Annotated in this window: 12 protein-coding genes and 4 tRNA genes; 8 read left to right on the top strand and 8 right to left on the bottom strand. The window is 72.4% G+C overall.

Annotated elements, in window-relative coordinates; genetic code table 11:
* Together E4P40_RS07435 and E4P40_RS07430 are read left to right on the top strand one after the other, a co-directional pair.
* A partial coding sequence (locus tag E4P40_RS07435) for a multicopper oxidase family protein (protein WP_135158157.1) occupies nt 1-1,007 on the top strand: 1,007 nt, incomplete at its 5' end.
* Nucleotides 1,008-1,098: 91 nt separating this feature from the next.
* Nucleotides 1,099-1,656, top strand: coding sequence for a dihydrofolate reductase family protein (locus E4P40_RS07430; protein ID WP_135158156.1), 558 nt, complete (start codon nt 1,099-1,101; stop codon nt 1,654-1,656).
* Between the two features lie 80 nt (nt 1,657-1,736).
* Here E4P40_RS07430 and E4P40_RS07425 read toward each other — a convergent pair.
* The 4 genes from E4P40_RS07425 to E4P40_RS07410 form a co-directional block, all read right to left on the bottom strand.
* Nucleotides 1,737-1,808: transfer RNA gene (locus tag E4P40_RS07425), tRNA-Val, on the bottom strand.
* Between the two features lie 26 nt (nt 1,809-1,834).
* Nucleotides 1,835-2,296, bottom strand: coding sequence for a TIGR02611 family protein (locus E4P40_RS07420; protein ID WP_245160187.1), 462 nt, complete (start codon nt 2,294-2,296; stop codon nt 1,835-1,837).
* 20 nt (nt 2,297-2,316) lie between these two features.
* Entirely contained in the window at nt 2,317-3,177 is an 861-nt protein-coding gene (locus tag E4P40_RS07415; RefSeq protein WP_135158155.1) for an anti-sigma factor, read from the bottom strand.
* On the bottom strand, nt 3,174-3,821 hold the full coding sequence (locus tag E4P40_RS07410; protein WP_245160186.1) for a sigma-70 family RNA polymerase sigma factor: 648 nt from the start codon (nt 3,819-3,821) through the stop codon (nt 3,174-3,176). The genes E4P40_RS07415 and E4P40_RS07410 overlap by 4 nt, the downstream gene beginning before the upstream one ends.
* A gap of 160 nt (nt 3,822-3,981) precedes the next feature.
* Here E4P40_RS07410 and E4P40_RS07405 point away from each other — a divergent pair, with 160 nt between their 5' ends.
* From E4P40_RS07405 to E4P40_RS07390, 4 genes are all read left to right on the top strand, one after another.
* Nucleotides 3,982-4,443 carry an SsgA family sporulation/cell division regulator gene (locus E4P40_RS07405; protein WP_135158154.1) on the top strand — a complete coding sequence of 154 codons (462 nt, stop codon included), beginning with the start codon at nt 3,982-3,984 and terminating at the stop codon, nt 4,441-4,443.
* 96 nt (nt 4,444-4,539) lie between these two features.
* Nucleotides 4,540-4,612 (top strand) — tRNA-Gly (locus E4P40_RS07400).
* 41 nt (nt 4,613-4,653) lie between these two features.
* Nucleotides 4,654-4,724 (top strand) — tRNA-Cys (locus tag E4P40_RS07395).
* A gap of 51 nt (nt 4,725-4,775) precedes the next feature.
* Nucleotides 4,776-4,850 (top strand) — tRNA-Val (locus E4P40_RS07390).
* Nucleotides 4,851-4,863: 13 nt separating this feature from the next.
* Here E4P40_RS07390 and E4P40_RS07385 read toward each other — a convergent pair.
* Both E4P40_RS07385 and coaE read right to left on the bottom strand, forming a co-directional pair.
* Nucleotides 4,864-5,391 carry a GNAT family N-acetyltransferase gene (locus tag E4P40_RS07385; RefSeq protein ID WP_167762141.1) on the bottom strand — a complete coding sequence of 176 codons (528 nt, stop codon included), beginning with the start codon at nt 5,389-5,391 and terminating at the stop codon, nt 4,864-4,866.
* A gap of 9 nt (nt 5,392-5,400) precedes the next feature.
* Nucleotides 5,401-5,994, bottom strand: coding sequence for a dephospho-CoA kinase (coaE, locus tag E4P40_RS07380; RefSeq protein ID WP_135158153.1), 594 nt, complete (start codon nt 5,992-5,994; stop codon nt 5,401-5,403).
* 154 nt (nt 5,995-6,148) lie between these two features.
* Between coaE and E4P40_RS07375 the strand changes: the two genes are divergently transcribed.
* The gene (locus E4P40_RS07375; RefSeq protein WP_135158152.1) at nt 6,149-6,421 is read left to right on the top strand and encodes a hypothetical protein; all 273 of its coding nucleotides are present in this window, start codon (nt 6,149-6,151) and stop codon (nt 6,419-6,421) included.
* Nucleotides 6,422-6,500: 79 nt separating this feature from the next.
* Here E4P40_RS07375 and rpsA read toward each other — a convergent pair whose 3' ends face one another.
* Complete coding sequence (gene rpsA / locus E4P40_RS07370) at nt 6,501-7,967, bottom strand: 30S ribosomal protein S1 (RefSeq protein WP_135158151.1); 1,467 nt, start codon at nt 7,965-7,967, stop codon at nt 6,501-6,503.
* Nucleotides 7,968-8,186: 219 nt separating this feature from the next.
* Here rpsA and E4P40_RS07365 point away from each other — a divergent pair, with 219 nt between their 5' ends.
* Nucleotides 8,187-9,041 (top strand): class I SAM-dependent methyltransferase, encoded by an 855-nt coding sequence (locus tag E4P40_RS07365; RefSeq protein WP_135158150.1) that lies wholly within the window; start codon nt 8,187-8,189, stop codon nt 9,039-9,041.
* Nucleotides 9,042-9,116: 75 nt separating this feature from the next.
* Here the strand turns inward: E4P40_RS07365 and polA are convergent, their stop codons facing one another.
* Nucleotides 9,117-11,855: a DNA polymerase I gene (gene polA, locus E4P40_RS07360; protein ID WP_135158149.1), complete on the bottom strand. Its 2,739-nt coding sequence runs from the start codon at nt 11,853-11,855 to the stop codon at nt 9,117-9,119.
* Between the last annotated feature and the right edge of the window lie 112 nt (nt 11,856-11,967).

Raw genomic sequence — 11,967 nt, 5'->3', positions numbered from 1 at the left:
CGTTCATGTACCACGCCCACGTCGGCGTGCAGCTCGACCGCGGGCTGTACGGGCCGTTGATCGTCGAGCCGCGGAACGAGCCCCTGGCCTACGACGGCGAGTACACGCTCATGCTGGACGACTGGCGGGACGGCGTCGACGACCACGCCGACCACGGCACCCCGGCCGGGGAGGGGGTCGCGCAGCCCGACCTCGACCCCACCGACGTCGTGTCCTTCGGCGGCCGGGCCTATCCCCTCCTGCTGATCAACGGGCGGCCGCCGGACGACCCGCCCGTGCTGCAGGCGCGGCCCGGCGACCGGCTGCGGTTGCGCGTCATGAACATCGCCGCCGACACCGGCTTCCGGTTCGCCGTCGCCGGGCACCGGCTGACCGTCACCCACTCCGACGGGATGCCGGTCGAGCCGGTGACCGTCGACGCCCTGCGGCTGGGGATGGGCGAGCGGTACGACGTCCTCGTCGACGCCGTCCAGCCGGGAGGCGCGTGGCAGGTCGGCGTCGAGCCGGAGGGACGGGCCGGCTGGGGCCGTGCGGTGCTGCGCTACTCCGGCAGCGGGTCGTCCGGGCCGCCGGCCGTGGCCGAGCGGCCCGTCGAACTCGACGGGCGCCTGCTGCAGTACGCCGACCTCCTGGCCGTCGAACCCCTGCAGCTGCCGGCCGGCGCGCCGGACCGGCTCTACGACCTGACCCTCACCGGTACCCAGATCGGCGGCCAGAGCTACCCGGATGCCAACCCGCTCCCGGTCACCGAGGGCGAGTGGGTGCGGATCACGATGCGCAACACCAGCAGCAAGTGGCATCCGATGCACCTGCACGGGCACCACTTCCAGGTGCTGGCGCCCGGTGGACGCGGCCCCGTGAAGGACACCGTGGCCGTCCCCGCGCGCGGCGGCGAGGTGACCTTCGACTTCCTCGCCGGCAACCCGGGCAGGTGGCTGTTCCACTGCCACAACCACCACCACATGGAGGACGGGATGCTGCGGCTGGTGGAGTACGTCAGGCGCTGACCTGGCGGCCGCTCGATGAGTTCCGGCTTCCGGCCAGGTCCCAGCCCCCAGGACCACTCAGCGACCGCGCGCCCGTACCCGGAGGAGACGCATGGCCAGGCTCATCTACTCGATGATCACCTCGCTCGACGGCTACGCCGAGGCAGCCGAGGGCGACCTCGGCAGGGGGGCCGAGGACGAGGAGGTGCACACCTTCATCGGCGACGCCTTCCGCCACGTCGGCACGTACCTCTACGGCCGACGCATGTACGAGACGATGGTCTTCTGGGAGACCGCGCACACCGACCCCGATGCGCCGCCGCACATCGTGCAGTACGCGCGCGACTGGCAGGCCGCCGAGAAGGTCGTCTACTCCACCACCCTGGAGTCGGCGTCGAGCGGGAGGACCAGGATCGAGCGGACCTTCGACCCGGACGCGGTGCGCCGACTCAAGGCCGAGGCCGATTCCGATCTCAGCGTCGACGGCCCGAACCTGGCCGCCCAGGCGATCGCTGCCGGCCTCGTGGACGAGTACCACCTCTTCCTCACGACGAGCGTGGTCGGTGGCGGCAAGCGGTTCTTCCCCGACGGCGTCCGCCTCGATCTCGAGCTGGTCGAGCAGCGTGCGTTCGCCAGCGGGCTGATCTACGCGCACTACCGGACCCGCTGAGCCGCACCGGTGGGTGGCGTCGCAGCCCGGAGACGACGGAGGGCCGGACGCCCCGCGGGGAGCCCGGCCCTCCGATCCGGTGGGCGATACTGGGATCGAACCAGTGACCTCTTCGGTGTGAACGAAGCGCTCTACCGCTGAGCCAATCGCCCGGATCGCCTCTGATTGTGCCAGACGCTCAGCGCCAGAGCGGGACCCACCCCGGCACCCAGGTCGGCACGCCGACCATGTGCAGGGTGACGACCAGGACGCCGTAGACGAAGGCCGCCGTGGCCGCCGCGATGAGCAGCCGGATCCACATCGGGCAGGTGCCGACCCAGTCCGTCCAGCGCTTGACGTGCTTCTTCGTGAACTCCAGCAGGCGCTCGGCCCAGAGGAACTCGGTCGCGAGCACGAACAGGCCGGCGATGACGGTCAGCCACCCGGGGCCGGGCAGCGGGATGGTGACGATGCCCAGCGCGACGATGAGCCCGCCGATCACTCCCACGGCGATCCGGTACGGGTGGTTGATCGACCGTCGCGCGGCGATCCGTCGGCGCCAGCGGGTCTCGGCGATCCGTTCGCGCAGGCTGCGCACCTCGTCGGCGTCGTACCGTGCGCGACGCTCGCCGGAGGTCTCCCGGTGCGAGCGCTGCGGCACGTCCGTCGCGCCCTGTCCGCTCAGCTGGCCACCTCCCCGGCTGCGACGACCTCCGTCGGGACCGACGGAGCCGCACGACCGGGCTCGATGCTGATGCGGTACTCGGAGTAGTCGTCGAGGCCGGTCCGGTCGGAGCCTACGGTCCGCAGGTCCAAACGATCGTCTACCACGTCGAAGGTGCCGATGGGGTCCGGAACTCCGTCGCGCATGCCCCAGACGACGTAGACGGAGTCCGCCGTGTCGTTGGTCGTCAGCCCGTCCGCGACCACCTGCATGCGGTCCTCGCGCGCGATGACGGTCGCCACCGTCCGGCCGTCGTCGTCGGCGACCGGCGCGACGGCCGCCCTGCCCGGTTCCAACAGTGCATCGACGATCTCCGCCTGCGCGGCCGCCGCGGCGACGGCCTCGTCCCGCTCCGCGTTCAGGAAGACGCTCCAGAGGCCGAGCGCCACGATGGCGGCGAACGCGGCCGCGACCAGGGCGCCGGGCAGGAGGCGGCGCCAGGTCGCCGGGTCCGCCGGGGAGCCGACGGGACTGGTGACGGAGGGCTCGACCGGAACCTCGCCGCCGGTGGCGGTGGCGGCGGCCGGGGCCGGTGCGGGGACGGCGGGCCGGCGCACCTGTTCCGTCTCGGCCACGGCCGAGCGCAGCCGGTCCCGCACCTGCGCGGACGGCTCCGCGGCCGGCAGGTCCGCGGCCATCGCCGCCATGACCTCGGCGGCCACCGCGACGGTCTCCGCGCACCGGGCGCACCCGGGCAGGTGCACGGCGAAGGCGTCCTCGTCCTCCGGCTCGAGGGCGTGCAGCGCCCAGCCGACGGCGAGCTCGTCGAAGCCCGCGTGGTCGTCGTCCAGCGGTCCACCGCTGCGGCCGGCGCTCATCGCCGTCCCTCCTCTGCGGCCGCGCTGTCGAGGGCGCCCCCCAGGTCGCCGCTCCCCGACCCGCCGAGCTCCTCGCGCAGTCGCCGCATGCCGGCCAGCATCCGGGTCTTCACGGTGCCCAGCGGCGCGCCGGTCAGGGCGGCCACCTCCCGCTGGGTGTAGCCGCCGTAGTAGGCGAGCGTCAGGGCCTCCCGCTGGGGAGCCGACAGGGCGCCGAGCGCCGTCCGCACCCGCTCGGCGACCACCCGGGCCCAGGCCTCGTCCTCGACGTTCCGCGTCGCCGTCGGCGCGTCGAGCGCCATCTCGTCCTCGGCTCTCGCCTGGCGGCGGCGCTGGGACTCCTCGCGCCGGACCGCGTCGACCGCCTTGTGGTGCACCACGGCCAGCAGCCACGAGGCGACGCTCCCCCGGCCCCGGTCGAACGCGCCGGGATCACGCCACACGCTGAGGAACACCTCCTGGAGGACGTCCTCCGCCATCGTGTCGTCGGCGAGGATCCGACGGGCCAGCGCGAAGGCCGGCCGCCGGAAGCGGTCGTAGAGGTCGTCGACGGCGCTCCGGTCGCCCGCCCGGATGCGCCGCATGATGTCGGCGTCCCCCGCGGCGTCCTCCGTTCGTCGCGGCGGGGAGGTCACGGCTCCCATGGTCACACGTCCGGTTCGCATCACCCGTTCCAAACGGTTCACATGGGCGCCGCGGGGGCATGACACGGAGGACAACGGAGCCGCCCGCGGTACGGGTGTGACGGATGTGAAGGAAGTGCAATGCCACGTCACTTCGAGACCCGACGGTCGTTGACCTGACATGCCGAGCCGATGGACCCCCGGGTACTCCTCCCCCATCACCCTCCAGCTGGTCGGTCCGCAGTCGTGGACCGAGGTACCGGCGCTGCTCTGCTACGACGGGGCGGACCCGTTCGCGGTGCGCATCGCGTTCGGTGACGTCGGTGACGAGAACGGTGTGGTCGACGTCGAGGACGGCGGCATCGCCTGGCTGCTGAGCCGCGAACTGCTGCAGGCGGGGCTCGAGGGGCCTGCGGGCGAGGGCGACGTCCGGCTGTGGCCGGCCCACGCGGCCACCGACGTCCTGTTCCTCCACCTGCGCGCGCCCTCCGGCGAGGCGCTGTTCGAGCTCTCCCGCGCGACCGTCGCCGCATTCCTCCGCCAGACGGAGACGCTCGTGCCGTCGGGGACGGAGAGCGCGCTGCTCGACCTGGACGAGGAGCTGCACGCGCTGCTCTCCGGTGGGGCCGACCCGGGCCGCTGACCAGCGGGGACGTGTCCGGCGGACCTCCGAGGAGGCGGTCGCCGCACCCCCCTGCTTGGAGGGCTCGGAGGCGTCGGTTAGAGTTCTGCACGCAACGCGGACGTGGCTCAGCTGGTAGAGCATCACCTTGCCAAGGTGAGGGTCGCGGGTTCGAATCCCGTCGTCCGCTCGGAACCTCGGGCGCTGGTCGAGAGACCGGCGCCCGCGTGCGGTGGAGTGGCCGAGAGGCGAGGCAACGGCCTGCAAAGCCGTCTACACGGGTTCAAATCCCGTCTCCACCTCGGCTCCGCGGAGCACGAGCGCGGAGGAGGGTCCGGCCGCGAGGCCGGGAGGGGCGATTGGCGCAGCGGTAGCGCGCTTCCCTGACACGGAAGAGGTCACTGGTTCGATCCCAGTATCGCCCACCAGCAGAGCCCCAGGTCACCGACCTGGGGCTCTCGTCGTTCCCGGGACCGCCCGCCGCGCCGCCACCCGGTCACCCCCGGCGTCGCTGCACTCGAAGCCCAGCCCCCGGAGGATCGCGAGAGCGCCCTGGTTGCCGCGACCGGTCTCCACCCGGACCTCCCGCCCGCCCAGGACCGCGGCCTGCGCGAGGACGGCGGCGATCGCCCGGCGGCCCGCCCCCCTCCCCCGGACGCCCCGCGCGAGCCAGATGCCGGTCTCCAGGACTCCCGGCTCGGCCGTGCGCTTCAGCCGCACCGCCCCGGCGACGTCCCCGTCGACCTCCACCGCCCAGGTGGCCTCCCCGGCCGGCCCGTCCAGGCCGGCCCGACGGTCGGCGTGGAAACGCGTCAGCCACTCCACCCGCTCCGGCGTCCAGGTGTTGCCGGGCGTGAGCATCGGGGTCACCTCGTCCGGAGCGGCGTCCCCGAGTGCTGCCCGCACCATCTCGGCGAGGACGGCGTCGTCGACCGGGCGCAGCCGCACCGTCGGCGCACGCTCAGCCATCGCCGGCGGTCATCCCAGGGCCGGGATCACGCGCTCGGCCCAGACGCGGTCGACCTGCTCGGCCAGCTGCTCCGGCGTCCCGGTGTTGTCGAGGACGACGTCGGCGACGGCGCGCCGCTCGTCGTCGGTGGCCTGCACCGCGATGCGGGCCCGGGCGTCCTCGGCCGTCAGACCGCGCCGGACGAGCCGCGCGACCCGGGTCTCCACGTCGGCCAGGACGACCAGCACGAGGTCGTAGGAGGCGGCCTGGCCGGTCTCCACCAGCAGGGGCACGTCGTGCACCACGACCGATCCCGGCGGTGCGGCCGACTCCAGCTCGCGTCCGCGCGCCCGCACCAACGGGTGCACGATGCCGTCGAGGGTCCGCCGGGCCGCCGGATCGGTGAACACCAGCGCGGCGAGCGCGGGCCGGTCCAGCGCCCCGTCGGGGGTGAGCACGCCGCTGCCGAACGCCTCGACGATCGAGGCCAGCCCCGGGGTGCCCGGCTCGACGACGTCGCGGGCGATGCGGTCGGCGTCGACGACCACCGCGCCGCGCTCGGCCAGGAGGGCCGAGACGGTGCTCTTCCCCGATCCGATCCCGCCGGTCAACCCGATGCGCACGTCCGGACAGTAGCGACCCGCCGATGCGCCGCGTGGAAGGTCACGGGCGAGTAACACCGGCCCGTCCTGCCCGGCGCGTCGCTCCAGTCACACGCGTAACAGCCCATAACGTCCGCCTCGGCGATCTTCCCCGCCGAGAGAGGCAGAACCGAACATGTCCCGTCCCACGCCCGTCGGCGCTCCGTCGTCCCGTGCTGCCCGCCGCGCTGCCGGCCGTCACCGGCTCGGCTCGGCCACCGGGGTACGCGTCACCGACATCCCCGCCGTGCGGGAGCGGATGCAGTTCCAGCGGCCCGCCGTCGCCCGCCGCAGCTCGTTCACCCGTTGGCTGTTCCAGGCCCCGCCCGCCGGGCGCCACACCTGGAGCTTCCTGGCCGGTTCCGGTGGCCGCCCGCGCACGGCGTTCGCGATCATCCTCAGCCTGTAGCACGCCGCGGCGACTGAACGCCAGAGGCCCAGAACCGGATCGGTTCTGGGCCTCTGGCGTTCAGCGGTCTAGCTGAGGATCACTCCCCGCCGGCGAGCTTGGCCCGCAGCGCGGCCAGGGCCTCGTCGCTGGCCAGGGTGCCACCGGTGGCCGGAGCGTCCGGACCGGCAGCGTCGTCGCTGGAGTAGCTGCCACCGGCAGCCGCCTCGGCGTCGGCCTCCTTGGCGGCCGCGATCTGCTTGCGGTGCGCCTCGAAGCGGGCCTGGGCCTCGGCGTACTGCTTCTCCCACTCCTCGCGCTGGGCGTCGAAGCCCTCGCGCCATTCGCCGGTGTCGGGGTCGAAGCCCTCCGGGTAGAGGTAGTTGCCCTCCGCGTCGTAGGAGGCGGCCATGCCGTAGGCGGCCGGGTCGAACTGCTCCTCGTCGCCGACGACGCCCTCGTTGGCCTGCTTGAGCGAGAGCGAGATGCGGCGACGGTCGAGGTCGATGTCGATGACCTTGACCAGGATCTCGTCGCCGACCTGCACGACCTGCTCCGGGATCTCCACGTGGCGCTCGGCCAGCTCGGAGATGTGCACCAGGCCCTCGATGCCCTCGTCGACGCGCACGAACGCGCCGAACGGGACCAGCTTGGTGACCTTGCCGGGGACGACCTGACCGATCTGGTGGGTCCGGGCGAACTGACGCCACGGGTCCTCCTGCGTCGCCTTCAGCGACAGCGAGACCCGCTCGCGGTCCAGGTCGACGTCGAGGACCTCGACGGTGACCTCCTGGCCCACCTCGACGACCTCGGACGGGTGGTCGATGTGCTTCCAGGACAGCTCGGAGACGTGCACCAGGCCGTCGACGCCGCCGAGGTCCACGAACGCACCGAAGTTGACGATCGAGGAGACGACGCCCGTGCGGACCTGGCCCTTGGCGAGCTTGTTGAGGAACTCGCTGCGGACCTCGGACTGGGTCTGCTCCAGCCACTGACGACGGGAGAGGACGACGTTGTTGCGGTTCTTGTCGAGCTCGATGATCTTCGCCTCGAGCTCGCGGCCCACGTAGGGCTGCAGGTCGCGCACGCGACGCATCTCGACCAGCGAGGCGGGGAGGAACCCGCGCAGGCCGATGTCGAGGATCAGGCCGCCCTTGACGACCTCGATGACGGTGCCGGTGACGACCTCGTCGGCTTCCTTCTTGGCCTCGATGGTGCCCCAGGCGCGCTCGTACTGAGCGCGCTTCTTGGAGAGGATCAGCCGGCCTTCCTTGTCCTCCTTCTGGAGGACCAGGGCTTCCACCTCGTCGCCGACGCTGACGACCTCGTTGGGGTCGACGTCGTGCTTGATGGAGAGTTCACGCGAGGGGATGACGCCCTCGGTCTTGTAGCCGATGTCCAGCAGCACCTCGTCCCGGTCGACCTTGACGATGACGCCTTCGACGATGTCGCCGTCGTTGAAGTACTTGATCGTCTGGTCGATCGCCGCGAGGAAGTCCTCGGCCGAGCCGATGTCGTTGACGGCGACCTGGGGGGTGCTGGAAGGACGGACCTGAGTGGAGGTCATGTGGTTGGTAGCTCCGGACGGTTTATGCGTAGGGACAGGGCAGCCCGCGGTCGGCGACCACGGGGATGATCAGCGGGGAGAGCCGGTTCTGGCGTTCCGTGTGGGGAAAACCACGACAGACCTCTGGCGCATTCCCCATCGTACGGACGCCGAGACCGGCGGGTCCACCTGGGTGGCAGGTCACTAGGTCACGTTCCGGCGTGTCACCATCGGCGCGCCATGAGCTCTCCGTCGTCCCCATACCCCTCCCTCCCGCTCGGCAGCGACGGCTATCCGGCGGCGGGTGGCGTGGCCCGGCGACCGGCCGGGGACGAGGAGTCGGCCCGGGCGAACCGCCGCTGGTGGGACGCCGCCGCGCCCGCCTATCTCGCCGAGCACGGCGCCGACCTGGGCGACGTGGACTTCCTCTGGGGACCCGAGGGCCTGCGCGAGGACGAGGCGCACCTGCTCGGGGACGTCGCGGGGCGGCGGGTGCTCGAGATCGGCTGCGGCTCCGCGCCGTGCGCGCGATGGCTGCGGCGGGCCGGCGCCGACGTCGTCCCCTTCGACCTCTCCGCGGGGATGCTGTCGCGCGCGGCGGAGCTCAACCGGTCCACCGGGATCGCCGTCCCGCTGGTGCAGGCCGACGCCGGCGCGCTGCCCTTCCTCGACGGCAGCGTCGACGTGGTCTGCTCGGCGTTCGGCGGGCTGCCCTTCGTGGCCGACGTGGAGGGCGCGCTGCGCGAGGTCGCCCGCGTGCTCCGCCCCGGTGGCCGGTTCGTCGCCTCGGTGAACCATCCGATGCGCTGGCCGTTCCCCGACTCCCCCGATCCCGGCGACCTCCGCGTCATCTCCTCCTACTTCGACCGGACCCCGTACGTGGAGACCGACGACGAGGGCCGCACCGTCTACGCCGAGCACCACCGGACGGTCGGCGACTGGGTCCGCGCCGTCGTGGGCGCCGGTCTGGTGCTGGCCGACCTCGTCGAGCCGGAGTGGACGCCGGGCCGGACCCAGGAGTGGGGCCAGTGGTCGCCGGCCCGCGGCGCCCTGATCCCCGGCACGATGATTCTCGTCAGCAGCAAGCCGGCCTGAGCCGGCACCGGCGACGGCCCTCTGGCAGGGGCCCGCCGCGAGCTTGCGAGCGGTGGGGGGCCAGAGGGTCCTCTTTCAGTGCGCGGCGGCGTCCCAGCTGTCGCCGAAGCCGACGGACACCTCGAGCGCCACGGACAGCTCCGCGGCGCCGGCCATCTCCCGGCGCACCAGCTCCTCGAGCTTCTCCCGCTCCCCCGGCGCGACCTCGAGCACGAGTTCGTCGTGCACCTGCAGGAGCATCCGGGAGCGCAGCCCCTCGGCCACGATGGCCTTCTCGACGTTGAGCATCGCGACCTTGATGACGTCGGCCGCCGAGCCCTGGATGGGCGCGTTGAGCGCCATCCGTTCGGCCATCTCGCGGCGCTGCCGGTTGTCGCTGGTGAGGTCGGGCAGGTAGCGCCGCCGTCCCAGGGTCGTCTCGGTGAAGCCGGTCATCCGCGCCTCGTCGACGACGCTGTCGAGGTAGTCCCGGATCCCCCCGAACCGCTCGAAGTACGCGTGCATCTGACCGCGCGCCTCCTCGGGGGTGATCTTCAGCTGCTGGGCGAGCCCGTACGCGCTGAGGCCGTAGGCCAGCCCGTAGCTCATCGCCTTGATCCGGCGGCGCATCTCGGGGTCGACGTCCTCGATCGGGATGTCGAACGCCCTGGACGCGACGAAGGAGTGCAGGTCCTCCCCCGACGTGAACGCCTCGATCAGCCCGGCATCTCCGGAGAGGTGGGCCATGATCCGCATCTCGATCTGGCTGTAGTCGGCCGTCATGAGCGACTCGTAGCCCTGGCCGACGACGAAGGCCTGCCGGATCCGGCGGCCCTCGGCGGTGCGGATCGGGATGTTCTGCAGGTTCGGGTCGGTCGAGGACAGCCGCCCGGTCGCCGCGATCGTCTGCTGGAACGTGGTGTGGATGCGGCCGGCGTCGTCGACCATCGGCAGCAGCCCGTCGATGACCGTCCGCAGCCGCGTCACGTCGCGGTGCCGGAGCAGGTGCTCCATGAACGGGTGTCCCGTGGTCTCCAGCAGCCACGTCAGGGCGTCGGCGTCGGTCGTGTACCCGGTCTTGTTCCTCTTGGTCTTCGGCAGCCCGAGCTCGTCGAACAGCACCGCCTGCAGCTGCTTCGGCGACCCGAGGTTCACCTCCCGGCCGATGACGGCGTAGCACTCGGCCGCCGCGGCGGACACGCCGTCGGCGAACTCGCGCTGCAGCTGCTGGAGGTAGTCGACGTCGGCAGCGATGCCGCGGTACTCCATCGCGGCGAGGACCCGCGTCAGCGGCAGCTCGATCCCGCCCAGCAGGGCGTCACCGCCGCGCTGGCCCAGAACGGTCTCGAGGGCGTCGGAGAGGTCGTTGACGGCGACGGCCTTGAGGACGTCGGCGTGCGCGGCCTCCCTGGCGACGTCGTCCTCGCTCGGCCCGAGCCCGTCGAGGGTCAGCTGGCCCTCGGGCTCGGCGGCGTCCTTCAGCTCGCGCTTGAGGTACCGGACCGCCAGGTCACCCAGGTCGAAGGACCGCTGCCCCGGCAGCGCGAGGTAGGCGGCGAGCGCGGTGTCGCTGACGACGCCCTGCAGCTCCCAGCCGCGGGCCCAGATCGCGAGGTAGGGGCCCTTCACCTCGTGCACGACCTTCTGGGTCGTCGGGTCGGCGAGCCAGGCGGCGAGGGCCTGCTCGTCGGAAGGGTCCAGGTCCGGCCCGAGGTCGACGAAGGTGGCGTGGTCGTTGGCCGCGGCCAGGGCGATCCCGGTCAGCTCCCCGCCGCCCCGGCCCCAGCTGCCCCGGAAGATCAGGCCGGTGCGGCCGGTGCGGGCGTTGGCCGCCAGCCACGTCCCGAGGCCGCCCGCCGGGATCTCGTCCTCGGCGACGTCGAAGCCGCCCTCGACCTCGGGCTGGGCGCTGGTCAGCGTCGCGAACAGCCGGTCCCGCAGCACCCGGAACTGCAGGTTGTCGAAGAGGGTGTGCACCTCGTTGCGGTCCCACGGCTGGACGGCCAGGTCGCCCGGACCGAGGTCCAGGGGGACGGCGCGGTCCAGCTCGGTGAGCCGCCGGTTCTGCATGACCGAGGAGAGGTGCTCGCGGAGCTTCTCCCCGACCTTGCCCTTGACCGTGTCGACCTGGTCGACCAGCGCGTCGAGGGAGCCGTACTCGCGGACCCACTTGGCCGCGGTCTTCTCCCCCACGCTGGGGATGCTCGGCAGGTTGTCGCTGGGGTCGCCGCGCAGCGCGGCGAAGTCGGGGTACTGGGCCGGGCTCAGCCCGTACTTGGTCTCGACCTCCGCCGGCGTGAAACGGGTCATGTCGGACACGCCCTTGCGCGGGTAGAGCACGGTGACGTGGTCGTTGACGAGCTGCAGCGCGTCGCGGTCGCCGGTGGCGATGAGGACGTCCATGCCCTGCTCGACCGCCTGGACGGTGAGTGTGGCGATGACGTCGTCTGCCTCGTAGCCCTCCGCGGTGATGACCGGCACGTGCAGGGCCGCGAGCACCTCCTGGACGAGGCTGACCTGGCCGCGGAAGTCGGTCGGGCTCTCCGACCGGTTGGCCTTGTAGTCGGCGAAGATCTCGCTGCGGAAGGTCGTGCGCCCGACGTCGAACGCGACGGCCAGATGGGAGGGCTTCTCGTCGCGCAGGATGTTGATCAGCATCGAGGTGAAGCCGTAGACGGCGTTCGTCGGCTGGCCGGTCGTGGTGGAGAAGTTCTCGACGGGCAGGGCGAAGAACGCGCGGTAGGCGAGGGAGTGCCCGTCGAGCAGCAGCAGCCGCGGGCGCGCCCCGGAAGTCGTCGGGACAGCGGGCGCTGAGGTGGAGACCGGTGCGGACATCGCAGCCGATCCTAGTGGGGCTGCACCCCACGCCCCGCGGCCGAGACGGGCTGCCCGCCCCCGCGGTGAGCGCGGTGCCGGCCTTGTGCGACCAGCCTGATCGAACGATCAT

This window comes from Blastococcus sp. CT_GayMR20 (genome assembly GCF_004570345.1).
The sequence above is the reverse complement of the archived record's forward strand: the minus strand, read 5'-3'. Positions and strand labels throughout refer to the sequence as shown.

Excerpts from the sequence above, each read along its gene's own strand:
- E4P40_RS07430 (WP_135158156.1), top strand. The coding sequence starts at position 1,099 with ATGGCCAGGCTCATCTACTCGATGATCACCTCGCTCGACGGCTACGCC.
- E4P40_RS07415 (WP_135158155.1), bottom strand. The coding sequence starts at position 3,177 with ATGAGCGCCGGCCGCAGCGGTGGACCGCTGGACGACGACCACGCGGGC.
- E4P40_RS07410 (WP_245160186.1), bottom strand. The coding sequence starts at position 3,821 with ATGGGAGCCGTGACCTCCCCGCCGCGACGAACGGAGGACGCCGCGGGG.
- E4P40_RS07405 (WP_135158154.1), top strand. The coding sequence starts at position 3,982 with ATGCCGAGCCGATGGACCCCCGGGTACTCCTCCCCCATCACCCTCCAG.
- E4P40_RS07385 (WP_167762141.1), bottom strand. The coding sequence starts at position 5,391 with ATGGCTGAGCGTGCGCCGACGGTGCGGCTGCGCCCGGTCGACGACGCC.
- E4P40_RS07375 (WP_135158152.1), top strand. The coding sequence starts at position 6,149 with ATGTCCCGTCCCACGCCCGTCGGCGCTCCGTCGTCCCGTGCTGCCCGC.
- rpsA (WP_135158151.1), bottom strand. The coding sequence starts at position 7,967 with ATGACCTCCACTCAGGTCCGTCCTTCCAGCACCCCCCAGGTCGCCGTC.
- E4P40_RS07365 (WP_135158150.1), top strand. The coding sequence starts at position 8,187 with ATGAGCTCTCCGTCGTCCCCATACCCCTCCCTCCCGCTCGGCAGCGAC.
- polA (WP_135158149.1), bottom strand. The coding sequence starts at position 11,855 with ATGTCCGCACCGGTCTCCACCTCAGCGCCCGCTGTCCCGACGACTTCC.